Genomic DNA, 20,743 nt, shown 5'->3' with positions numbered 1-20,743 from the left:
GAGCAGTCTAAATGGAAGCTGGGCGGCGCGTTAACTTGCACTCACTATTTGTACTTGGCAATGGCTTCAGGCAAAGGGTACTCGGTGACATCACGGTCCCCCGCCATCGCCTCGATCTCGAGTAACCGCTGAAAACCCCGGCTGATCAACTGACGACGCTGGGCGACGAAGTCGGCATCCAGTTGAGCGGCACCGAGCGGGCCTGCGACCACGATCGGCGAGAATTCAGGATGCTCGATAAATTGAGCCAGCACTGGATTGCAGCCGAGGTGACGTTCGGGCGTGGTGTGCAGGCGTTCCGGCTCGAGTTCGCCGATGACGTAGCGAAGATACAGCTCACTGTCGCGAAGCAGTTCGACCTCTTGGCCACAGACGTCACAGGGGTAACCTTCTTCGCAGCGGGCCATCAATCGGCTTAGCTCAATCCAAGGACATCGAACATCGAATATAATCCGGCAGGTTGCGAGGCGAGCCAAGCGGCGGCTGACAAAGCGCCGGCCGCATAGCAGTCACGGTTTGAAGCCGCCACGCGAATCTCTAGCGTCTCGCCCAGCATCCCGAACACGATCGTGTGCTCGCCCGGATTGTCGCCGCCGCGGAGGGCGTGGTAGCCGATTTCATTTCGCTGGCGGGCGCCCGTTTTTCCGGAGCGGCCATGTTGATGCGCGACCGGACCGTCCACCGTCTCAGCCAACAACTCGCCAAACTTGAGTGCCGTGCCGCTGGGAGCGTCCTCTTTAAAACGATGGTGCCGCTCGATAATTTCAATATCGACACCACCCGGAACCGCAGCCAACGCTTGGCCCGCTTGCTTGGAAAGCTGCATCGCCAAATTGACCGCCATGCTCATGCTCGGTGCCCAGACGATCGGGATCTGCTCGGCGGCTTGCTCGATCCGTTGATGCTGAGCCGGTTCCAGTCCGGTCGTGGCGATCACCAGGGGCCAGCGACGGGCTTGGCAGGTGGCAACGACTTGATCGACCGCAGCTGGGAGCGAAAAGTCGATTACCACATCGATTTGGCCCGGCACCTCAGCGTTTTGGCCCGGCGAGTCGGCTTGGATTGGCCAGACGGCTTGGATCGGCACATCGATGGGGTTGATCGCGGCCACGGTGCCAGCATCTTGAGTTTGGCAGGGGCTCTCTGGATGGTCGATTGCGGCGGCGATGCGGAACCGCGAATCGGTGCTGGCCAGGGCCACGACACGGCGGCCCATGCGTCCGGCGGCACCATGAATTGCGAGCGATAATTGCATTAGGAATAAAGGCGAATGGCTTTGATGATATCGTCGAGATCGTTGGGGACCGCGACCGCTCGATTGGCAAAACTGGCCGTGGTCACGCCGCGGCTACCCAACACGTTATTGAACATTTCTTGATCGGTGGTGTGATAAGCCACCGTGGCAGTGGGGTCTTTCAGCTCATGGCCGGTGAGGATCGCCACGACCCGGTCGCTGGCCGCGATCACCCCCTCGCGACGCAACAATTTAACACCCGCCACGCTGGCCGCCGAAGCCGGTTCGCAACCAAATCCACCCGCCCCCACACGAGCCTTGGCGTCGAGGATCTCTTGGTCGCTGACTTGCCGCACCACGCCATCCATGAACTCTAAAGCTCGCAAACACTTTTTCAGGTTGACCGGACGATTGATTTCAATGGCGCTGGCGATCGTGTCGGCCTTTAAATGCTCGCGATCCATCTGATCGTTGTACGCTCGAATCGGATCGAGATCAACGTGCCCTTGATTCCAACGCACGCCACGCCGCGCAACTAATTCGTACAGCGTGTCGGCCCCGGCGGCGTTAATCACCGCCAGCCTGGGTACTCGATCGATCAATCCTAATTGCTTGAGCTCAATGAACGCCTTACCAAACGCGCTGCTGTTGCCCAGGTTGCCACCGGGAACCACGATCCAGTCGGGGATCTCCCAGCGGAGCGCCTCGAGCACTCGCAGCATGATCGTTTTTTGTCCCTCCAGGCGAAATGGGTTGACGCTGTTGACGAGGTAAATCCCCAGCTCGTCGGCGACCTGCCGAACACGCAACATGGCATCATCAAAGTCCCCGGCGATTTGAATCGTCAAAGCGCCGTAGTCGAGTGCTTGGCTCAGCTTTCCATATGAGATCTTACCACTGCCGACAAAGATGACTCCTTTCATTAATCGCGTGGCGCTGCAGTAAAGTGCCAACGAGGCGCTGGTGTTGCCCGTGCTGGCGCAGGCCGCTCGTTTGGCGCCCATCATCCGCGCGTGGGTAAAAGCGGCACACATCCCGTTGTCTTTGAACGAACCCGAAGGATTCATCCCCTCGTATTGCAGGTAGAGTTGTTTAGGGTTGAGGCCCACGTATTCGCCGACGGCGTCGGCTTGCTGCAACAAGGTTTGCCCCTCGCCCACCGTGACGACGCGGTCCTGGGGAGCAAACGGCAGCAATTCGTGAAATCGCCAGACACCACTGAACCGGACCGGATTGCAACGCTCGCTCCACGTCGCTTCAAAATCGCTCAACCGGTTCGGGACCGAGGCGCGATCCCAGTCGTAGCCAATATCGATCAAGTCGCCACACTTGGGACAGCTGGTATGAACCGATGCCGTATCGTAAGTGGCCGCGCACTGCGGATTGATGCAGCGTTGGAAAGCGAGGTCCGTGTGCATGGCAGACTTCGATGCGGATGGAGTCGACTGGAGCATGGGCAATCGATGAAGCGAGCGAATAGGGTGGGCAAATTGAGTCAGGCAACCAGCGCCGGGCCAGGAACCACAATGGGCCTCTCTAACCATAGATCGGAATTGCGACACCCGTCGTTCGGTTTCATTTCCAACGCAACTGTTTAACTCAACTAATTATTGTATCGAATTTTTCGCTTCCGCTGTTCAGTCGGAGCTTAGCGATTACGCTGTTCCGCCTACGCTACCACTCCGGCGGCTCGTGATTTTTCCGCGACCTTGACCCAAAGCCCGCCGCGCTTCTACAACGAAGGGGTGAAAGTAAGGCGTCAAAAATACCGCCTTCCAAAAAATTTTTCGCCCCAAAGATTTCCGCTCGTAGCCAGCTGTCCGCACTTTGCAAGATTCGTTGCCAGCACACCCGCACCTCATAAGTACCTCGGATTGCTAGATGCCGCATCAAAATCCTGCCAGTGCCGCGTCGAACCGGCTTTCACCGGGGCGAATTGGGTTTTATCTGCTCGTCGCTGGCGGGGGGGCCGCCGCCGATTTATGGACAAAGCAAGCTGTTTTCCGCTGGCGAGGCCTGCCCAACGAGTCGCCTCCGTGGTGGTTAGTGGAAGATCTGATTGGCGTCGAGACGGCGGTTAACATAGGCGCGGTGTTTGGCATGGGAGCGGGTAAGGGGACGCTGTTTGCCGCACTTTCAGTGGTTGCCGGAATTGGCATTCTCATTTGGTTATTCGCCTTCGGCGCGGCTCGCAGTTGGTGGATGCTGACTTCCCTCGCCATGGTCAGCGGCGGCATTATTGGGAACCTTTACGATCGCTTGGGGCTCTGGTGGCAGCCTGGGATGCCACCAGAATGGAAAAGTGGCGTGCGAGATTGGATTTTGATGCAAGCAGGAAACGCCTACAAATGGCCCAATTACAACATTGCCGACAGCCTATTGGTGGTTGGTGCCAGCATGTTAGTTTGGCGATCGTTCTTCCCCGACCCAGAGGATGGGATTGTAGAAGCAGAAAATGGCGAAGAAAAAAATTCCCCCGCCCCGGCCTCCCACCAATCGACTTCCTAAACGTCAATCTTCCCCGGCTTCAGTTCCCCGGATTCAGTTTCCTGAGCTTCAGTTTCCTGAGCTTCAGTTTCCTGAGCTTCAGTTTCCTGAGCTTCAGTTTTTTCCCAGCGTCCACTTGCCAAGCGGTGCCTGATGTCCACCTCTCCTGATCCACAACAGCCTTCATCTGCGGACCCCGCGACAGCTAAGACAGCGGAAACGGCCAATGCGGCGGGCCCAACCAGTTGGGGAGAGCAGCACGGCGGGCGACTGGCGGGGCTGGTTCGCTTGGGCGAGCAGACCGCGGCAGTCACGTTGCGATATTTCCGTGACGCTTCGTTGGCGGTCGAAGCGAAAGCGGACGAGAGTCCGGTCACGATCGCCGATCGCGAAGCGGAAAGCGAATTTCGCCGCTTGGTCAGCGAGCAGTTTGCTGAGGATGCAGTTTTGGGTGAGGAGCACGAGGATCTTGCCGGAACCAGCGGCTACCGATGGGTCGTGGACCCGATTGACGGGACCAAATCGTTCGTCGCCGGGGTGCCGATGTATTCGACTTTGGTCGCTTTGGAGTATGAAGACCGGCCGATTGCCGGGGGGATTTGGATTCCGGCTTTGGGTGAAGTGGCCGTGGCGGCTGCGCAATTGGGATGTTGGTACCGGCCGTCGCGTGGGGCGGATTGGCAAGTAGCTCGGGTCTCGAGTCGCGACCGTTTGGATCGCGCCATATTTGTCACCACGGCAGCCGATTCGTTTGCCGAGGTGGACTCGCTCGATCGCTTTGAGCGGCTGCAGCAGGCAGCCTGGTTCACGCGGACGTGGGGAGATGGCTACGGCTATTTGCTGGTCGCCACCGGCCGGGCCGACTTGATGGTCGATCCGATTGTCAGCCCTTGGGACATTGCCGCGATTGCGCCAGTCATTATCGAGGCGGGGGGATTGTTTAGTGACTGGCAGGGGGTGGCGACGACAAAAGGCACCCAGGCGGTGGGCACGAACGGTATTTTACACGCCCAAATTCTCGAGCTTTTGTCGTAGCCATTTACAAAAACGCTGGTCTTGGTTTACACTCCGGAGCTACCCCCTGACCCGCGTTGGTCCGGGGGGCGTTTGCGTTGTCAAATTTTGGACCTGTTTGCTCTCTCTGTCTGTGCTGAATCGTTATGTTTGAATCGCTTTCGGAAGGCTTGCAATCGGCCTTCAAGAGCTTGCGCGGTAAGGGCAAGCTCACCGAAAGCAATATGCGCGAAGGTCTGCAGGCTGTGGAAACGGCGCTGCTCGAGGCTGACGTTAGTTATCCCGTCATCCAGTCCTTCATGCAGCAGGTCACGGAGCGGGCATTAGGCAAGAAAGTACTGTTGAGTTTACGTCCGCACGAAGAGCTGGTGCGGATTGTTTACGAGGAGCTGGTCGAGATATTGGGTCCGGTCGACCCATCGCTGCACCTGAAAAAGGACGGCGTCACGATCATTATGTTGTGCGGTTTGCAGGGTTCGGGAAAAACCACGACCTGCGGCAAGCTCAGCCAGCTATTGTTGGAACAAAAAATCAAGCCGCTGTTGGTGGCAGCCGACCTGCAGCGTCCGGCGGCGATTGACCAATTGCACGTGATCGGCGAACAGCTGGGCGTGCCGGTTTACAGCGATCGGGGGCAAAAAGATCCGGTCAAAGTTTGTCAGGCTGGAGTCGCAAAAGCCAAAGCAGAGGACGCCCGCGTGGTGATCCTCGATACGGCGGGACGTTTGGCGATTGACGCCGAGCTGATGGCCGAACTGGGTCGCATCGATCGCAAACTAGGACCCGACCAAGTCTACTTGGTGGTCGACGGTATGACCGGCCAGGACGCGGTCGACAGCGCTGGAGCGTTCAACCGGGCGTTGGAGCTCGACGGCGTGGTGATGACCAAGCTGGACGGCGATGCTCGGGGCGGGGCCCTGATGTCGGTGAAGCAAGTTACGGGCGTGCCAATCAAATTTATCGGCACCGGAGAGCACTTCGACGCGCTCGAGCCGTTCCGTCCGGAAGGGATGGCTAGCCGAATTCTCGAGATGGGCGACATGGTGGCGGCGGCTCGCGAAGCCCACCGCATCGTCGACGACCGGGAACGCGAAGAGCTGGAAAAGAAAATGGCTTCCGGCGAATTGACGCTGGAAGACTTCAAAGGACTGTTGGAGAAAGTTTCCAAGCCCGGTTTGATGGGCAAAATGATGGGACTGATGCCCGGCATGGGCCAGTTTCGCGAGGCGCTCGACAGCGAGGAAGCGGCCGGTGGGATTCGGCAAACGATCGGTGCGATCAACGCCATGACGGCCGCCGAACGACGCAATCCCAAGCTGATTGATGCCAGCCGCAGGTCGCGGATCGCCAAAGGAGCCGGGGTGCAAGCACCCCTGATCTCCCAACTCGTCAAACAATTTGAAACCATGAAGCCGATGATGCAGGCGATGGCCGGACAAGGTGTCGGCGATCGCATGGCCATGATGCGGCAATTGCAAGCCAGCGGCGCAATGGCCGATCCATCGATGGCTGGTATGAAAGTCAAAAAGCCGACCGGCAAACGCCTTTCCAGTGCCGAGCGGATTAAGCTGAAGAAAGAGCGGGAGCGCGAGTTGCGCCGTCGCAAAAGAAAAAACAGTTAAACAGAAAAAAGTTAAAATAGAAAACAGTTAATCGTTCTACATTTCGTCGCAAATCAAGTTGTCGTTTCGTTCGAGGAGAGTTAACACGTGGCAGTCAGAATCCGACTGAAGAAAATGGGCCGCACGCACCGTCCCTACTTCCGACTTTGTGCCGTCGATGCGCGAGCCCCGCGTGACGGTCGTGTGATTGAGGAATTGGGCCTCTACGACCCCATGCTGTCGGAGACCGACGCCCGCTGTCGGTTCAACGGCGAGCGTATCGATTACTGGCTCAGCGTCGGAGCGCAACCCACCGACAAAGCAGCCGTGCTGATCAAAAAGTACGGCAGCTCGGGGACACACCTCGAAGCCCAAAAGGAAGCCATCCAACGGCTCGAAGCCAGCAAGCGATACACACCAGCTCCACCAGCGCCCGCTGCGAAACCGGTTGCTGTTGAAGCCGCGCCGGCTGAGCCCAGCGAAGAGGCCCCGGCTGAGGGCTGATGCGTGTTGATATCCTGACGCTGTTCCCAGCAATCTTTTCAGGCTACCTCAGCCAAAGCTTGTTGGAAAAAGCAATCACTCGCGGGCTCGTTCAGATCCATTGCCATAATTTGCGTGATTGGTCGGATGACCCCAAACACCACAAAGTAGACGATCGGCCCTTCGGGGGCGGACCGGGAATGCTGCTGCAAGTTGCCCCCACGGTGGCTTGCGCCGAAGCCGTTCAAGCGATGGACGTCACCCCGCCTCGAACACTGATCATGACACCTCAAGGTCGCCGGTTGGACCAGCGACTCGCGGAGGATCTGGCGACTACCCCTCGCCTGATGTTGCTCTGCGGACGTTACGAAGGTTTTGACCAACGCGTGATCGATATCCTCCAACCCGAGGAGATCAGCGTGGGAGATTTTGTCCTCAACGGGGGCGAAGTGGCGGCCATGATCGTCATCGATGCCGTTGTTCGACTCCTTCCAGGCGTGCTCGGCGACGAGCAAAGTAGTTTTGATGATTCATTCAGCCGCGGAAATCGCTTGCTCGAATTTCCTCAATACACCAGACCAAGAGAATTTCGAGGACACACCGTCCCCGACGTGCTGCTCTCCGGCGACCACCAACGGATCGCCCAGTGGCGAGCCGAAATGAGTCAATTGCGAACGCGGCAACGACGAAGCGATTTGCTTGACGAAAACAACGCTTAACTTAATTAATCATTTCTTCACCAAAGGAAACCGTGCCATGAGCCAACAGATAATGGACTTGGTCGAAAAAGAATACATCAAGACCGACGACGCACCACAGTTTGCCATTGGGGACACGGTCGACGTGCACACCAAAATTCTGGAAGGCGATAAAGAGCGGATCCAAGTTTTCAGCGGCACCGTCATCGCCCGCAGCGGCGCTGGCAGCCGGGAAATGTTCACCGTCCGTCGCATCGTCTCGGGTGAAGGTGTGGAACGAAAGTTCCCCGTTCACAGCCCGCGAATTGCCAAAGTCGAAGTCAAGCGAAAGAGCGTCGTGCGTCGCGCGAAACTGTACTTCCTTCGCGATCGCGTCGGCAAAGCCGTTCGCCTCAAAGAAGCACGTCGCTAACCAGCCGCCACCCCGGTGGTTCGGCTCCGTGTCGATTGTTTGCAGCAGCGACTCCAGCTCTGGCGCGGGCGCTACCAGGCCTGGCGGTTCGGGACCATCGATTCCACCGCCAGGATTGGTAAACGGGGCGAACAGGCTGCCGCCATTTTGTTACGGCGGAAAGGCCTGAAGATCGTTGCCGAAGGCGAGACAGACCGCGGTGGTGAAATCGACTTGATCGCGATCGAGCGGCAGCGGGGTCAGCGTCCCACAATCGTCTTCGTCGAAGTCAAAACGCTCGCCTCGCGAAAACCGGGGCACCCGGCTGATCGAGTTGACGACGAAAAACAAAAACGGTTGACCGCCGCCGCGCTGAGGTTTCTCAAACGCAACCGTTTGTTGCAGCACCGCGCGCGATTCGATGTCATCGCCGTTTGGTGGCCCGATCAGGACGCGCCGCAGCCCCAGCGAATCGAACACTACCAACATGCCTTCGAAGCGGTTGGCAAAAATCAGTTCTACAGCTGAATACCTCAAACCGCACGGGATTAGCCGTGTGGTATCAGCGCTGCAAGAATCGCTCCACCGCCTTGAGCAATGGATCGACGGTTTGGAATTGGATCGGCGGTGGCGGCGTTTGCCAAGGAAACCAGCGGAAATCGCTATGTTCGCTGCAAGCCACATCGCGTGGACCGTCGATCCAGCCCAAGAAGTAGTGCACACGTTTCTGGCGTGGTTGCGGTGAATCGGGGTAGCGCACCGGGTATTCCAGCTGAAACTCGAACTCGGGATCGAGCGTGACCTCCGCGGGGCCGAATCCGGTTTCCTCCGCCAATTCTCGCAGCGCAGTCTCCCGCGGCGTTTCTCCCGGTTCGGCGTGTCCCTTGGGGAGATCCCAGCGATCGGGATGCCGCATTAGCAGAAATTGAACCGCCGGCTGGCGGGTCATGATCAACACACCGGCGGCCAGCACTGGTGGTAGCGTCCGGTTGGGCAATTCAGAGCTGGGCGTTTCGGACATGATCGCAGGGTGACCGCTGGGGGTGCATGGCAAGGACTTGCGGGGGTGCTACAGTACGCACGACAAATCCAAGCGACTCATCAGGACGACGAATGAAAATTTATACGCGAACGGGCGATGCGGGAACTACCGGGCTCTTCGGTGGCCCGCGAGTGGCCAAAGACGATTGTCGAATTGAGGCGTACGGCACGGTTGACGAATTGAATGCCGTGCTCGGTGCGGTGCGTGGTGCGGGGGTGGCGACCGACATCGACCAGCAACTGGAGTCCATCCAAAGAGAACTATTTTCGATCGGCGGCGAGTTGGCCAGCCCCGATCCGGATCGGCACCAATTGCGAGTCATCACCGGGGAACATGTGGCCGGGCTGGAGCAATGGATCGATCTGCACGAAGCCACGCTACCACCGCTGCAATTTTTCATTTTGCCAGCTGGAACTTTGACCACGGGACTGCTGCACACCGCCCGCGCGGTCTGCCGGCGAGCCGAGCGGCGGGTCGTCACCTTGGCTTCTCTGGAAGACACAGCGGTCTCGTCGGACTTGGTGATCTACCTTAACCGCTTGAGCGATTTGCTGTTTGTCCTAGCCAGGGTCCACAATCAACGATCCGGGCTGGGCGATACGGCTTGGCAAAGTCCACGGCGCGAATCCTCGCAGGACCACTGACGCCAGCCTGCCGCTAGGTTACAATCCATGGCTGGTTAGTTGAGGCTGGTTCACGATCATACGGCCGCCAGCGTATTCTTGTTGCGAGGAAATGCACCCGTGAAGAAAGTCGAAGCAATTGTCCGGCACTTCAAGTTAGAGGACGTCAAGAACGCCCTCACCGAGCATGGCATCCACGGGATGACCGTCAGTGAAGTGCGGGGATTTGGCCGTCAAAAGGGGCATACCGAGATTTATCGTGGCACTGAATATGCCGTCGATTTTGTCCCCAAAGTGAAAATCGAAGTGGTCTGCACCGACGCCAATTTGGAAGCGGTCGTCGACACAATTTTGCAAACTGCCCAAACGGGGCAAATTGGTGACGGCAAGATTTTTGTCACCGACTTGCAAGAATCGATCCGCATCCGCACCGGTGAACGAGGTGAAGACGCCCTGTAGCACGCCTGCGGAGCGGAATTGGCACACCTGCGGAGCGGAACTGGTAAAAAATCAATGGCAGCTCAACCCACGCTGCCGAGTGTCATCCAAGCCGCTCGGAACCAGCTTTGCGAAGGACGCGTTCGGCTTCGTGTCCAGCACGAAGCTGGTTCCCCCGGGCTTCAATTAACCCATTTGCAGACCGATCTGGTCGACGGGTTAATCTTAGACCTGTACAACACGGCGTTGCGCGATTTGGGCTGTGAGGCAATCGCTTCGCAGGTCGCCTTGGTTGCCCATGGTGGCTACGGACGACGCGATCTGGCTCCCTACTCGGACTGCGACTTGATGCTCACCCCGCTGCGGCGAGTAGAGAAACAGGTGCAGCCGTTGGCCGCTCGGCTGAGCCGCGACATCGTCGACATCGGCCTCGACTTGGGGTTCACGGTTAGACGCCCCGAGCAGGCTTGTCAGTGGGCTTGGCGAGATCCCACCGTCTTCACATCGCTCAGCGAAGCTCGCCTGCTGACTGGCAGCGTGCACGTCTTCTGCCGCTTCTTTCACAACCTGCGTTTGGGGGCGATGCGGAGGCACCGCACGTTGATCGACAAGGTTTACCAGTCGCGACGGGAAGAGCGGGGCAAATGGGGCGATACGGTCTATTTGCTGCGTCCGAATGTCAAACGTTCGCGTGGTGGGCTGCGTGACATTCAATTGATCCGCTGGCTTGGTTTCGCCCGCTTTGGCGACTCGGACCTCGACAAACTTTTGCACTTAGGCGCGCTCTCGCCGGATGACTACCAACGGCTGAGAAAAGCGCTCGCCTTTCTGCTCAGGCTTCGCAACGAATTGCACTTCGACACGGGGAAAAGCCAAGACATTCTCGATCGGCCAGCCCAAATGCGAATCGCCCAGCGTTGGGGCTATCAAAGCGAAGCGGGCCGCTTGCCGGTCGAAGCTTTCATGCAGGACTATTTCGAGCACACCCGTGACGTCAGGTATGTGGCGGCTCACTTTGTTGACACGGTCCGTCATCGTCCGTTGACGGTGCGTTCCCTCGACATGCTGCTCAGCCGCCGACTGGGGGACGATTTTCGCATTGGCCCGTATCACATTTGGGTCAAAGAAGCCAAGTTGAGCGAAGTTGCCGGCGACGTTACCCGCGTGCTCAAGTTGATGGAGCTAGCCAACCGTTATCAACGGCGGATTTCGCATCGAACTTGGCAAGCCATCCGGGAAGCGATGCGAGGCCGTAACCTGGGGGGGCCCGACAGCGAAACGATTGCGCTCTTCTTGGCCCTGCTCAATCGTCCCGGCAGGCTGGCCGATTTGCTCCGCAGGTTGCACGAATTGCGCGTGCTGGAACAAATCATTCCCGCCATGCGTCACGCGCGGTGTTTGTTGCAATTCAATCAGTACCATAAGTATACGGTCGACGCCCATTCCATCCGCGCCGTCGAAGCGGCCACACAACTGACTGAGCAAACGGGACCGGCGGCCGACCTGTATAAGGAACTCGACCAACCCTGGTTGCTGCACCTGTCGTTGCTGATTCACGATCTGGGCAAAGGCTTTGAACGCGATCACAGCGAGTTGGGAAAAGAGATCGCCGGCACGACCGCCGATATCTTACAATTGCAACCAGCTGATAAAAAGACGTTAGAAGCATTGGTGTATCATCATCTCTTGATGATACACACCGCCTTGCGACACGACTTGAGCGATCAAGATGTGATTTCTCAATTTGCCGAAACGATCGGCTCGATCGAAGTCCTCGACTTGCTCTACATTCACTCGCTCTGCGACTTGACCGCGGTCGGCCCCGATGTGCTGACCGATTGGAAGCAAAAGTTAATCACCGAATTGCATCAACGGGTGCGACGTTATTTGATTGACGGTGGTTCGCTCGACCGCACCGACCAACGGATCAGTCGTGTGCGTCAGCAAATCCACGCGTTGTTGTGCAAGCGACAAGCTGGCGAGGCGGCGCTGCGAATCAGCGAGGAATTGCCACTGGGCATGCTCGACGGGGCCGACGCCAACACGCTAGTCGATGAGATCGTGCTGGCTGCCAGCCTGACTCCGGAGGCTCCTGTCCGCTGCTGGGGTCGAGAACTGGAGAATCAACACGCTTGTGAATATAAGATTTTATTCTTGCAAGGAGAGCGGCGGGTTGGCCTGTTCATGGCTTTGACCGGTGCCTTAATGAGCCAGGGGCTAGAGATTCTTCGCAGCCAAATTGAATCATTGCCGTCGGGATTAGCCTGGGATCAGTTTGTGGTGCGTGACCCCAATTATGAGCAAGACGTACCGGCTGAGCGAATGGAGCAAGTCTGCGAAGCGCTCCGTACCGCGATCATCGCACCGCCTGTCGAAGCGCCCCGCTTTCGCCGCGTTTGGGGGGACCAACAGCAGCAGTTGCAGGCCGAACTGCGCGTGCTACCCAGTCGCGTCACATTCGACAACAGCACATCCGAACGTTACACCGTATTGTCGGTTTATGCCTATGACCGGCCGGGCCTGTTGTATGCCGTGGCCAAAGCCATCGCTCAATTGAAATTAGTCATACACTTCGCCAAAATTGCCACCCACCTCGATCAAGCGGTTGACGTGTTTTACGTCACCTATTTGGACGGCCGCCGCATCGTTTCGCCGACCGAACAGGACGAACTTCGCAGTGTCTTTATCGAAGCGGTGGAACGCGGTTAGGAGCGGCATCCAATCGGTCCAGCAGCCGTTACGCTTTCAACGCACGGCGTCGATCCTGAGAGCAAGTTTCAAGACGCGATGTCCCGTATCAAACCCTTTTTGGAAGCGGGGATCGAGCCGCACGACCGCCAACCAGTCGCCAGCGAGAGCCAAGTTGGCGGTTGAGACAACGTCTTGCAGCGAGGATTAGGTAAGCGATAAGAGTTCGTCCGATCATGGCGAAGCGGCTTGAGAAGCTGTGAGGAAAAACCTGATCGTAGCTGAGACAGCCCCATGATTTGTCGTTGCGGCGGCGAATTTTTGTTGCCCTGCGAGCGATGCGCGGGCATGTTTCAGCGGTTTAAAAAAACCAACCTCTCCAGAGGCTCACCCGCCGCGGAATCTGCGCCGCGGTCTATGTGGTTTATGTTACCACGCATCCTTGGGCGAATGAGCCGTCGAGAGAGTGTGCAAGCGAAACGAGCGGCGGGTAACAGACTCGCCGCGGCGGCCGCTGACGCTCTCACGTTGTGCAAATCCAATCCTTCATTCTCCCAGCAAGGAAGTTGTCATGCCTATCAAGTCGCTCAGCTTGGCATGCGCTGCCGCAATGCTTTACACATCCATTGCCGGCGCTCAAATGGACCTCGGATCGTTGCTCAATTCCATCGGATACGGCAACGACGATCCCCCGTCGGTTGAAAATTTACCACCGCCAGCCGATGCCTCAGCACCCGCGGATGAATTAGCGGCGGCCAGCACCTCACCAGAGTTTGCGGCGGATGAATTTACGGATGAACCCCTGTTGATCCCTCCCAGTTTCGAAGCCCCCGCTTCGCCTTCGCAAGAACTCTCGCCTTCAGCCAACGTGAATAACGCCGGGGGACCACCGCAGCCTCCCATGCTGCCAATGCCGCTGGAAGACAATCCGCTGGATGATCTGCGGATGGTGCCGCAAGCGGGCAATTCGCAACTCAGCCCTCAACCGCTCAGCGATTTCTCGGGAGCTTCGCCCAGCTTGGATCCTCAATTTGCCCCAGCGCCATCGGCGCAAGCGATCGACCGAGTTGACTTGGATAGCTTGACTGGCTTACCGGGCAGCGAACCACCGCTCAACCAACAGGCTTGCCAGCAGGGCTGTCGACATCACTGTCAGCAGGGCTGTCAGCAGAGCTGCCAACATGCCTGCCAGCGGGGCTGTGCTGGGTCGCACCAAGGCTGCGGACGCTGCAGCGGCAAGGGGATGAAAATTGCTCGCTGTCTCGATGCGCCAAACTTGCCACCACCGGCCAGCAGCGAAATGTATTTCAAGTCTCCGAAGGTGTTCAATGATCTGTGGGGCACCTACGCAGCGGAAAAAGCAAAGGAGAGCGAGCTGATGCACAAACACATCCACGGGACTTGTGATTGTGCTGAAAAATCGGCTCGCGAACGCGCTTGGAAAGCCGGCTTATGCATTCCCGGACGCGCAACATCAGGAGTTTCCTTGCCTCATTAGCGTTGAAGTTAGAAAACTTTCAGCCGGAATGGAAAAAAGAAGCAAGCTCACGCACTCTCCCGCCGATAACAATAGCACCATGGATTGGGAGGGTGGAACGAGCGGTGCTTTCGTTCCAAAAGAGAAGGGTTGCGGTAAGGCAGGGAGGGCCAAGCCGCAACCCTCTTTTTTTTTCTTCGCCGCGGCAATCGCCAGCGGCCCCGCTGTCCCATAAACTCCCTGCAGACGATCATCATCAGACTGCGGGTTGAGTTGATGCCCGTGGACATTGGCACTCTATTCGGTTTTCGGCGGTAAAGCAGCATGAGCGATGTGGAAAAACCGGTTTGGATCGGTTTCGACCTGGGCGGTACCAAGATGTTGGCGGTTGTCTTCGACGACCAACTCAAGCCGCTGGGCCGAAAACGCCGCCGCACTCGCGGAAATGAAGGCTCTGATTTTGGTATCGCCCGCATTGGCTCGACGATCCTGCGTGCTCTCGAAGAATGTGAAGTCGCCCCCGAGCGGGTGGCTGGGATCGGGATCGGTTGTCCGGGTCCGGTCGATCCAATCGCCGGAAAACTGCTCACCGCTGTCAATCTCGGCTGGGATGACGTGGCGGTGGGCCCGTTACTTAAAAAACAGTTTTCCTGCCCGGTGGCCGTGTTGAACGATGTCGATGCGGGGGTTTATGGAGAATATCGCTTTGGCTCGGCCCGGGGGGCACGTTGTGCAGTGGGGATCTTTCCTGGCACGGGCATCGGTGGCGGCTGTGTTTATGAAGACCAAATCTTGCGGGGTGCCAACATCACCTGCATGGAAATTGGACACACCCGCATCACCAGCAGCGCCCGCTCGAGCGGCTTTGAGCTGCCCGGCACGCTGGAGGCCGAATCGAGCCGCTTGACGATCGCAGCGGAAGCCGCCAAAGCGGCGTACCGAGGCGATGCCCCCTTTCTGCTGAAAAATGGCGGCACGGACATTGCCGATATTCGCAGCAGCCAACTAGCCGATGCGATCAAAGCGGGGGACAAAATCATCCTCGACCTGGTCGTCGACGCCATGGAAACAGTAGGGATGGCGGTCGTCAATATCGTCCACCTGCTGGCTCCCGATAAGATCATCCTGGGGGGCGGACTTGTCGAAGCAATGGAAGAACTGGTCGTCGCGACCGTGCAAAAAACAGCCAAAAAGCACGTCCTGCCAGCTTATCGCAGTTGCTTCGAAGTCGTCTCGGCCAAACTGGGCGACGACGCGGCCACCTTGGGCGCGGCTGCTTGGATCCGAAAACAAACCATTGAAGAAGAACCGCCAACCGCACCAAGCGAGAAACAATAATTTTTCGCCGCTGAGCGTACGGAATGAAATCGTACTCGTACCAAAGCAAATCGTACTGGTACACAATGAAATGGTATTCGGACTCGGACTCGATAACCGCGGCGCCGAGCTGGAGCATGAGCAGGAGTACGAGCACAAGTTATCGGGGGATGCTTTTCGAATTTGAGCGTGGTTTTCAAGCTGAAATCTGTGGACGATTGCAGGATCGACGATTAGGCTCAAATGGGGGTCGGATCTTCATGAACCTCTGATTTCTCACTTCCGGTGATAGGCAACTTCATGGGCTCCAAGGACATTCAACCCGCAGCGGCTGAGCACGAGGAGCAGCCTGAACAGCCCTCCAGTGGTGGGGTGAGTCACCGCGAGTTGATTGCCGAGGCCAAGACGGTGATCAGCAGCGGGCGGGGCGCGGCGCAGGTCCCTTCGCATCCCACCGGCAATGGCACGCCGGCAGAGGTTGCCGGTGTTTTGCTGGGACACCAGCTTGACCACTTTGAACTGCAAACGTTGATCGGCGGCGGGGGCATGGGGGCTGTGTTCCGAGCCCGTGACACGCGACTCGATCGCACCGTGGCCATCAAAGTCATCCCGCGAGTCGGCGAAGACCCGGAGTTGCAACGGCGGTTTCGCAACGAAGCCCAAAGCGCCGCGCGGCTCGACCATCCCAATATCGCCCGCGTTTACGACGTCGGCCAGCATGGCGGTTGGCACTATATTGTCTTCGAGTGTATCGAAGGGACCAACTTGCGAGATTTGGTCGAGCAGGAGGGGCTGCTGAGTGTTGACGACGCGGTTTATTACACGCGACAAGTTGCCGAAGCGCTCGAGCACGCGCATCGTCGCGGCGTGACCCACCGGGATATCAAACCTTCCAACGTGCTGATCACCCCGGACGGACAAGTAAAATTGGTCGACATGGGACTGGCCCGTGCCCAGCAGTTAGAAGTCACCGATGACATGACAGCCAGCGGCGTGACGCTGGGGACTTTCGACTACATTTCGCCCGAACAAGCACGCGACCCGCGCGATGCTGATGTGCGGAGTGACATTTATTCGCTCGGCTGCACCCTCTATTTTGCCCTCACCGGCCGGCCGCCCTATGGTGGCGGCACGGTGTTGCAAAAATTGCTCAGCCACGGCTCATCGCCCCCCCCCGACCCGCGGACTTGGCGCAGCGACCTCAGCGATTCGTTGGTGGCCGTGCTGCACAAGATGCTAGCCAAACTCCCGCATGAGCGCTATCGCCGGCCAGTCGACTTAATTGCCGACCTATACCAACTCGCAGAACGCGAGAACTTGCCCCGCTCGTTAGCCGCCGGTTCGATCGCGGTGATACCCGAAAGCCGCTTTGCTCAACTGCTGGAACATCATCTACCTTGGATGTTTGCCGCCAGCCTGTTGGTACTGAGCACGGCCTGGTTGCACTTGCTCTCCAGCGCCCAAGGCGATCTCTCGCTGAGCGAACCTGTGCCGGCTCAAAGTGTTTCCAACCGCAACCGTTCGGCCAACCCCGCAACCGATAGCGGACTTGGCTCTGACGGTTTTGGCGCCAACGGGGAAAACGCTCCCAGCAGAGACCGTGGTGGAGCGTCTGGCGAAAACAGAGCCGAAAACAGAGCCGAAAACAGAACCGATACGAACGCCGACAACGACTCGCCGGATAGCGTCAACGACGCGAGCGGCAGCGAGCGAAACGTGCTGGATGCCGGCAAACCACCGAAATATTTCGAGTTGGCCAACCCGCAGGCCGGCGCCTCCCCACCCCTTTCCACCACCGAGCCCGACGACCGTCAACCGGCCGCCGATTCGCCAACGCCCAGCGTAATCCGCGTGCTCGCCGATGCCACCGGCGTGGCGGGCACGATCGATGAAGAAAATCGCTTACTCGTCAGCTCGCTGGAAGCGGCCCTCGCAGTGGCGCGTAATGATGCGGCCATTGAGACGATTGAGCTGGGGCCCGGAAGGCTAAAAAGTGGCCCGGTGCGGTGGCCCCGCCGCGAGCTGACAATCCGTGGCGTCGACCAGTTGAGCATTTTGGAGTTCGTTTCTCCAGCAGCGAATGGCTCGGCAACCAACGGCAGCACGCTAGCGGTTTCCGAAATCGGCAACCAGCGACCCGCCATGATCCAGTTGGGAGCGGCCAGCGTCGATTTTCAAAACATTCATTTGGTCTGGAATTTCCCGCTCGCGGCAGAGCAGGGGGGCGCGCTCTTTCGGCTCGACGGCGGCAATACGGTGAAATTCAGCGACGCGTCGATCACCATCGCCAATTCAACCAATGTGCCGGCGGTGCGAGTGTTTGAACGCCAATCCAATTTGGTCCCCAGCCCGCTGGCGGCGATCGCACCTCGCAACACCCCGCCGCTGGTCGCGATCAAACTCAAAAACACAGTAATCCGGGGGGGCATGTCGATGCTGGCACTCGAGCAAGCGACGCTGTTCGAATTGCTCTGGGATAACGGATTGCTGGCAATCAGCGGCAACATGATCGAAAGTGGCGGTGCGGCACAAAGTCCCATCAACGGGCCGTTTCAGATGCGACTAAGCCTCAACGATGTGACCGTGGCCCCCGGTGGCAGTTTGGTGGCCGTGCAGCTGCGCCCCGGAGCCGACCGCCCGATTATCGTCGACCGCGAAGCAAATCGCTGCGTCTTTACCCTCGATAGCCAAGTCCCCCTGATTGATCTCAACGGCTTTCCCGCAGCCGAAATCGATCGTTATTTGATCCTCAGGGGACGCGACAATTATTACGACAGCACCGCCGGCCGCACCCAGATCGTCGCCGATACGGCGGCTGACGACCAAATTGCCGCCCCGATCGCAATCACTCGCCTGCTTTCCTCCGATCGCCCCCCCTGGATTCAAGAGGTCTCGCCGCAAGGGATCGTCGTCTGGCGGGAACCGCTGCCGCAAAGGCGTCCAATCCACACCTGGACTCCGCAAGATTTTCGTCAAGAAGGGGTGCTGCTCCCCGGCTTTCGGCTGGAATCATTGCCTCCCTTACCCCCCAGCGATACCACCCCATCCGGAGATGGAATTTGACATTTCCGAACCTGGCACGTTTAATCGGGGTTAGAGTAGGTGACTGCAAAACTTGCAGTCGCTCAATCTGCCGCCCCCTTTTTCAGGGGAAATTAGTCACGGTACCGCCAAGCGGCTTATTAACTTGATCGTTGTATTTTTGAACCTGTTGGAGATTTGCGGATGAAACGCGTTGTTGTAGTCATTTTGATCGCCGCCATGATGAGCACGCTGGCAACCCCGGCGATGGCAATCACCCACTTCAAGAAAATCTGGGGTGAACACTACACACCCAAAGGCGACGAACCAGGTGCTGAGGACGTCGACCCGGAGTTCATGAAGATTAGCCGTAAAGCAGGCTGCAACGTCTGCCACGTTAAAGGCGAAGACAAGAAAAAAGTGCGTAACGAGTATGGCGAAGCCCTACACAAATACCTGAAGGCCGAAGACTTCGACAAAGACCGTATCAAGGCCGAGCCTGACAAGGTCAAGGAAGAAATCATCGCCGCGCTTAAGAAAGTTGCGGACGTAAAGAGCAAAGAAGGCGACACCTTCGGCGAGCGGATCAAGGCCAACAAACTGCCCGCCACCGACGCCAATCTCGATTGATTTCTTCCCGCTGATCACCCCCTCGGAGTTCCCCCCTTATGCTTAAGTCCTTATGTTCGCTGGTTGCCACCCTGTGCGTGGTAACCGGCTTTGCAACCTCCTCGGTCCGTGCCGAAGACAATGCTGGCGACGAGGCCGGTTTTGTGCAATTATTTAACGGCAAAGATTTGACTGGTTGGAAAGCCAGCGAAAACGTTGACAGCTGGTCAGTCGAAGATGGTGCGATCATGTGCCATGGTCCTCGCAGCCACCTGTTCTTCATGGGTGAAGCCGCACCCTTCAAGGATTTTCATTTCAAGGCCGATGTGAAAACCATGCCCAACAGCAACGCGGGCATCTATTTTCACACTAAATATCAAGCTGAAGGGTGGCCCACCAAAGGGTTCGAGTGCCAAGTCAACATCACCCACGGTGACCCCAAGAAGACCAGCAGCCTGTACGGCGTGATGAACGTGGCAAACCCACCCGCGAAAGATAACGAGTGGTACACGCAAGAGATCATCGTCAAGGGGAAGAATATTGTCCTCAAAGTAAATGGCCAAACCATGGTCGATTACACCGAGGGCAAAGACCCCAAACCGGAGGACGCCAGCTTCGAACGGTTAATCAGTGAAGGGACTTTCGCGCTCCAAGCACACGACCCGATCAGCAAGGCTTACTTTAAGAATCTGCGAGTCAAAAAGCTGTAAATTAGCTGCTTGATATTCGCCAGCAAGCTTTGCCAAAAACCACTCGCCGGGGTCGCTCCGACGGGTGGTTTTTTTGTCTTCCGTTCATCCCCCCGACGTGCAAATCCATCGCCCTGACCCGATCATCGCAGCTAGCCGCCCGAGACATTTACATTGTGCACAAAGTAGATATCTCGTTCCGGCATCCGCTCGGGTAGGCATCGCTGCGAGTGGGCATTTCTCTTGCCGCCCCGTTGGTGGTGCGTTATTGTCGATAGAGTTTGTCGAAAAGACCGATTTTTAGCATTGCATGTTCTCGGCACGCTGATTGTGGAGCGGGGAAAGCGCAGCAATTTGTTAAAAAGCTTGAATGAAGTCGGCTCGCTTTTAGAATAGAGGGAATTCCTCGGAAATCTGCGGAGACGGAGCGATGATGAAAATTGCATGGATGCTGAATAAATCGCGATTAAGCTTGGTGGCGACCATCGGATGTTTGTACTTGGCCGCGTCGATCGTCAACGCAACCACGGGACAGTCACCTCAGCGACTGGGCGGCGAGCGACTGGGCGGCGAGGGGTTTAACCAACAGCAATTCAACGAACAAGAAGAGATGCGAGCCAGCCTCGAGACGCGGGCCAACCGCGGCGGGGAGTCTGGGACGGTGGGCGAGGCGGTGCCTCAGTTGACACCGATGGTAGCCGGGGAGGGATTTTTGGCATTTGCGACAGCCGACGGAGCGGGCGGACAATTGGTGACCTTGATCCACGGCGAAAGCATGCGGATGGTGGTTCATCGGGTTTCGGCTGAGGGAGAGATTAAATTCCTTAGCTCGCGGCCACTGAAACAAGACTTTGAAGTTCAATACAACGTAACTGAACCAACGCCGGCCGCGATTGAGCGGCTGATGCGAGAACCATAGACCTTATCGACC

Annotated in this window: 20 protein-coding genes; 16 read left to right on the top strand and 4 right to left on the bottom strand. The window is 57.7% G+C overall.

The features are described 5' to 3' along the window. Positions 1 to 44: 44 nt before the first annotated feature. The 3 genes from SH139x_RS04020 to thrC are packed head-to-tail and all read right to left on the bottom strand — an operon-like array spanning position 45 to position 2,652. Positions 45 to 407 (bottom strand): hypothetical protein, encoded by a 363-nt coding sequence (locus SH139x_RS04020; protein WP_488354000.1) that lies wholly within the window; start codon positions 405 to 407, stop codon positions 45 to 47. A gap of 8 nt (positions 408 to 415) precedes the next feature. Next, positions 416 to 1,255, bottom strand: coding sequence for a 4-hydroxy-tetrahydrodipicolinate reductase (dapB, locus tag SH139x_RS04015; RefSeq protein ID WP_488353999.1), 840 nt, complete (start codon positions 1,253 to 1,255; stop codon positions 416 to 418). Beyond that, positions 1,255 to 2,652, bottom strand: coding sequence for a threonine synthase (thrC, locus tag SH139x_RS04010; RefSeq protein ID WP_488353998.1), 1,398 nt, complete (start codon positions 2,650 to 2,652; stop codon positions 1,255 to 1,257). The genes dapB and thrC overlap by 1 nt, the downstream gene beginning before the upstream one ends. A 463-nt stretch (positions 2,653 to 3,115) precedes the next feature. On the opposite strand from thrC, the gene SH139x_RS04005 reads away from it, so the two are divergent. The 7 genes from SH139x_RS04005 (at position 3,116) to SH139x_RS03975 (ending at position 8,436) form a co-directional block, all read left to right on the top strand. Continuing rightward, positions 3,116 to 3,742, top strand: a complete 627-nt coding sequence (locus SH139x_RS04005) for a signal peptidase II (RefSeq protein WP_488353997.1) — start codon at positions 3,116 to 3,118, stop codon at positions 3,740 to 3,742. 132 nt (positions 3,743 to 3,874) lie between these two features. Beyond that, positions 3,875 to 4,756, top strand: a complete 882-nt coding sequence (locus SH139x_RS04000; RefSeq protein WP_488353996.1) for an inositol monophosphatase family protein — start codon at positions 3,875 to 3,877, stop codon at positions 4,754 to 4,756. Between the two features lie 125 nt (positions 4,757 to 4,881). Beyond that, positions 4,882 to 6,357, top strand: coding sequence for a signal recognition particle protein (gene ffh, locus SH139x_RS03995; protein WP_488353995.1), 1,476 nt, complete (start codon positions 4,882 to 4,884; stop codon positions 6,355 to 6,357). An 87-nt stretch (positions 6,358 to 6,444) separates the two neighbouring features. Beyond that, positions 6,445 to 6,840, top strand: a complete 396-nt coding sequence (rpsP, locus tag SH139x_RS03990) for a 30S ribosomal protein S16 (protein ID WP_488353994.1) — start codon at positions 6,445 to 6,447, stop codon at positions 6,838 to 6,840. After that, positions 6,840 to 7,538, top strand: coding sequence for a tRNA (guanosine(37)-N1)-methyltransferase TrmD (gene trmD / locus SH139x_RS03985; RefSeq protein WP_488353993.1), 699 nt, complete (start codon positions 6,840 to 6,842; stop codon positions 7,536 to 7,538). Before rpsP ends, trmD begins: the two co-directional genes overlap by 1 nt. Positions 7,539 to 7,575: 37 nt before the next feature. After that, positions 7,576 to 7,929 carry a 50S ribosomal protein L19 gene (rplS, locus tag SH139x_RS03980; RefSeq protein ID WP_488353992.1) on the top strand — a complete coding sequence of 118 codons (354 nt, stop codon included), beginning with the start codon at positions 7,576 to 7,578 and terminating at the stop codon, positions 7,927 to 7,929. Positions 7,930 to 7,968: 39 nt separating this feature from the next. After that, complete coding sequence (locus SH139x_RS03975) at positions 7,969 to 8,436, top strand: YraN family protein (RefSeq protein WP_488356155.1); 468 nt, start codon at positions 7,969 to 7,971, stop codon at positions 8,434 to 8,436. 34 nt (positions 8,437 to 8,470) lie between these two features. Here SH139x_RS03975 and SH139x_RS03970 read toward each other — a convergent pair whose 3' ends face one another. Next, on the bottom strand, positions 8,471 to 8,929 hold the full coding sequence (locus SH139x_RS03970; RefSeq protein ID WP_488353991.1) for a bis(5'-nucleosyl)-tetraphosphatase: 459 nt from the start codon (positions 8,927 to 8,929) through the stop codon (positions 8,471 to 8,473). 92 nt (positions 8,930 to 9,021) lie between these two features. Between SH139x_RS03970 and SH139x_RS03965 the strand changes: the two genes are divergently transcribed. The 9 genes from SH139x_RS03965 to SH139x_RS03925 all read left to right on the top strand — a co-directional run bounded on the left by SH139x_RS03965 (position 9,022) and on the right by SH139x_RS03925 (position 20,731). Then, positions 9,022 to 9,594, top strand: coding sequence for a cob(I)yrinic acid a,c-diamide adenosyltransferase (locus SH139x_RS03965; protein WP_488353990.1), 573 nt, complete (start codon positions 9,022 to 9,024; stop codon positions 9,592 to 9,594). 99 nt (positions 9,595 to 9,693) lie between these two features. Then, positions 9,694 to 10,032 (top strand): P-II family nitrogen regulator, encoded by a 339-nt coding sequence (locus tag SH139x_RS03960; RefSeq protein ID WP_488353989.1) that lies wholly within the window; start codon positions 9,694 to 9,696, stop codon positions 10,030 to 10,032. Positions 10,033 to 10,086: 54 nt separating this feature from the next. Further along, positions 10,087 to 12,720 (top strand): bifunctional uridylyltransferase/uridylyl-removing protein GlnD, encoded by a 2,634-nt coding sequence (locus SH139x_RS03955; protein WP_488353988.1) that lies wholly within the window; start codon positions 10,087 to 10,089, stop codon positions 12,718 to 12,720. A gap of 550 nt (positions 12,721 to 13,270) precedes the next feature. Further along, positions 13,271 to 14,197, top strand: coding sequence for a hypothetical protein (locus SH139x_RS03950; protein ID WP_488353987.1), 927 nt, complete (start codon positions 13,271 to 13,273; stop codon positions 14,195 to 14,197). A gap of 303 nt (positions 14,198 to 14,500) precedes the next feature. Continuing rightward, positions 14,501 to 15,514 carry an ROK family protein gene (locus SH139x_RS03945; protein WP_488353986.1) on the top strand — a complete coding sequence of 338 codons (1,014 nt, stop codon included), beginning with the start codon at positions 14,501 to 14,503 and terminating at the stop codon, positions 15,512 to 15,514. Between the two features lie 279 nt (positions 15,515 to 15,793). Next, complete coding sequence (locus SH139x_RS03940; RefSeq protein ID WP_488353985.1) at positions 15,794 to 18,556, top strand: serine/threonine-protein kinase; 2,763 nt, start codon at positions 15,794 to 15,796, stop codon at positions 18,554 to 18,556. A gap of 162 nt (positions 18,557 to 18,718) precedes the next feature. Beyond that, on the top strand, positions 18,719 to 19,144 hold the full coding sequence (locus SH139x_RS03935) for a hypothetical protein (protein WP_488353984.1): 426 nt from the start codon (positions 18,719 to 18,721) through the stop codon (positions 19,142 to 19,144). A 38-nt stretch (positions 19,145 to 19,182) separates the two neighbouring features. Further along, on the top strand, positions 19,183 to 19,833 hold the full coding sequence (locus tag SH139x_RS03930) for a 3-keto-disaccharide hydrolase (RefSeq protein WP_488353983.1): 651 nt from the start codon (positions 19,183 to 19,185) through the stop codon (positions 19,831 to 19,833). Positions 19,834 to 20,242: 409 nt separating this feature from the next. Next, a complete protein-coding gene (locus tag SH139x_RS03925; RefSeq protein ID WP_488353982.1) occupies positions 20,243 to 20,731 on the top strand; it encodes a hypothetical protein in 489 nt (162 codons plus the stop codon). The last annotated feature ends 12 nt before the right edge of the window (positions 20,732 to 20,743 follow it).

Origin of the sequence: Kothea flammea, from assembly GCF_052161645.1 — a bacterium.
GTDB lineage: Bacteria > Planctomycetota > Planctomycetia > Pirellulales > Pirellulaceae > Laterigemmans.
Note: the sequence above shows the minus strand (reverse complement) of the source record. Positions and strands in the feature narration are given on the sequence as shown.

Coding starts and splice junctions, on each gene's coding strand:
- SH139x_RS04020 (WP_488354000.1), bottom strand. CDS start 407: ATGGCCCGCTGCGAAGAAGGTTACCCCTGTGACGTCTGTGGCCAAGAG.
- dapB (WP_488353999.1), bottom strand. CDS start 1,255: ATGCAATTATCGCTCGCAATTCATGGTGCCGCCGGACGCATGGGCCGC.
- thrC (WP_488353998.1), bottom strand. CDS start 2,652: ATGCACACGGACCTCGCTTTCCAACGCTGCATCAATCCGCAGTGCGCG.
- SH139x_RS04005 (WP_488353997.1), top strand. CDS start 3,116: ATGCCGCATCAAAATCCTGCCAGTGCCGCGTCGAACCGGCTTTCACCG.
- SH139x_RS04000 (WP_488353996.1), top strand. CDS start 3,875: ATGTCCACCTCTCCTGATCCACAACAGCCTTCATCTGCGGACCCCGCG.
- ffh (WP_488353995.1), top strand. CDS start 4,882: ATGTTTGAATCGCTTTCGGAAGGCTTGCAATCGGCCTTCAAGAGCTTG.
- trmD (WP_488353993.1), top strand. CDS start 6,840: ATGCGTGTTGATATCCTGACGCTGTTCCCAGCAATCTTTTCAGGCTAC.
- rplS (WP_488353992.1), top strand. CDS start 7,576: ATGAGCCAACAGATAATGGACTTGGTCGAAAAAGAATACATCAAGACC.
- SH139x_RS03970 (WP_488353991.1), bottom strand. CDS start 8,929: ATGTCCGAAACGCCCAGCTCTGAATTGCCCAACCGGACGCTACCACCA.
- SH139x_RS03965 (WP_488353990.1), top strand. CDS start 9,022: ATGAAAATTTATACGCGAACGGGCGATGCGGGAACTACCGGGCTCTTC.
- SH139x_RS03955 (WP_488353988.1), top strand. CDS start 10,087: ATGGCAGCTCAACCCACGCTGCCGAGTGTCATCCAAGCCGCTCGGAAC.
- SH139x_RS03950 (WP_488353987.1), top strand. CDS start 13,271: ATGCCTATCAAGTCGCTCAGCTTGGCATGCGCTGCCGCAATGCTTTAC.
- SH139x_RS03945 (WP_488353986.1), top strand. CDS start 14,501: ATGAGCGATGTGGAAAAACCGGTTTGGATCGGTTTCGACCTGGGCGGT.
- SH139x_RS03940 (WP_488353985.1), top strand. CDS start 15,794: ATGGGCTCCAAGGACATTCAACCCGCAGCGGCTGAGCACGAGGAGCAG.
- SH139x_RS03935 (WP_488353984.1), top strand. CDS start 18,719: ATGAAACGCGTTGTTGTAGTCATTTTGATCGCCGCCATGATGAGCACG.
- SH139x_RS03930 (WP_488353983.1), top strand. CDS start 19,183: ATGCTTAAGTCCTTATGTTCGCTGGTTGCCACCCTGTGCGTGGTAACC.
- SH139x_RS03925 (WP_488353982.1), top strand. CDS start 20,243: ATGATGAAAATTGCATGGATGCTGAATAAATCGCGATTAAGCTTGGTG.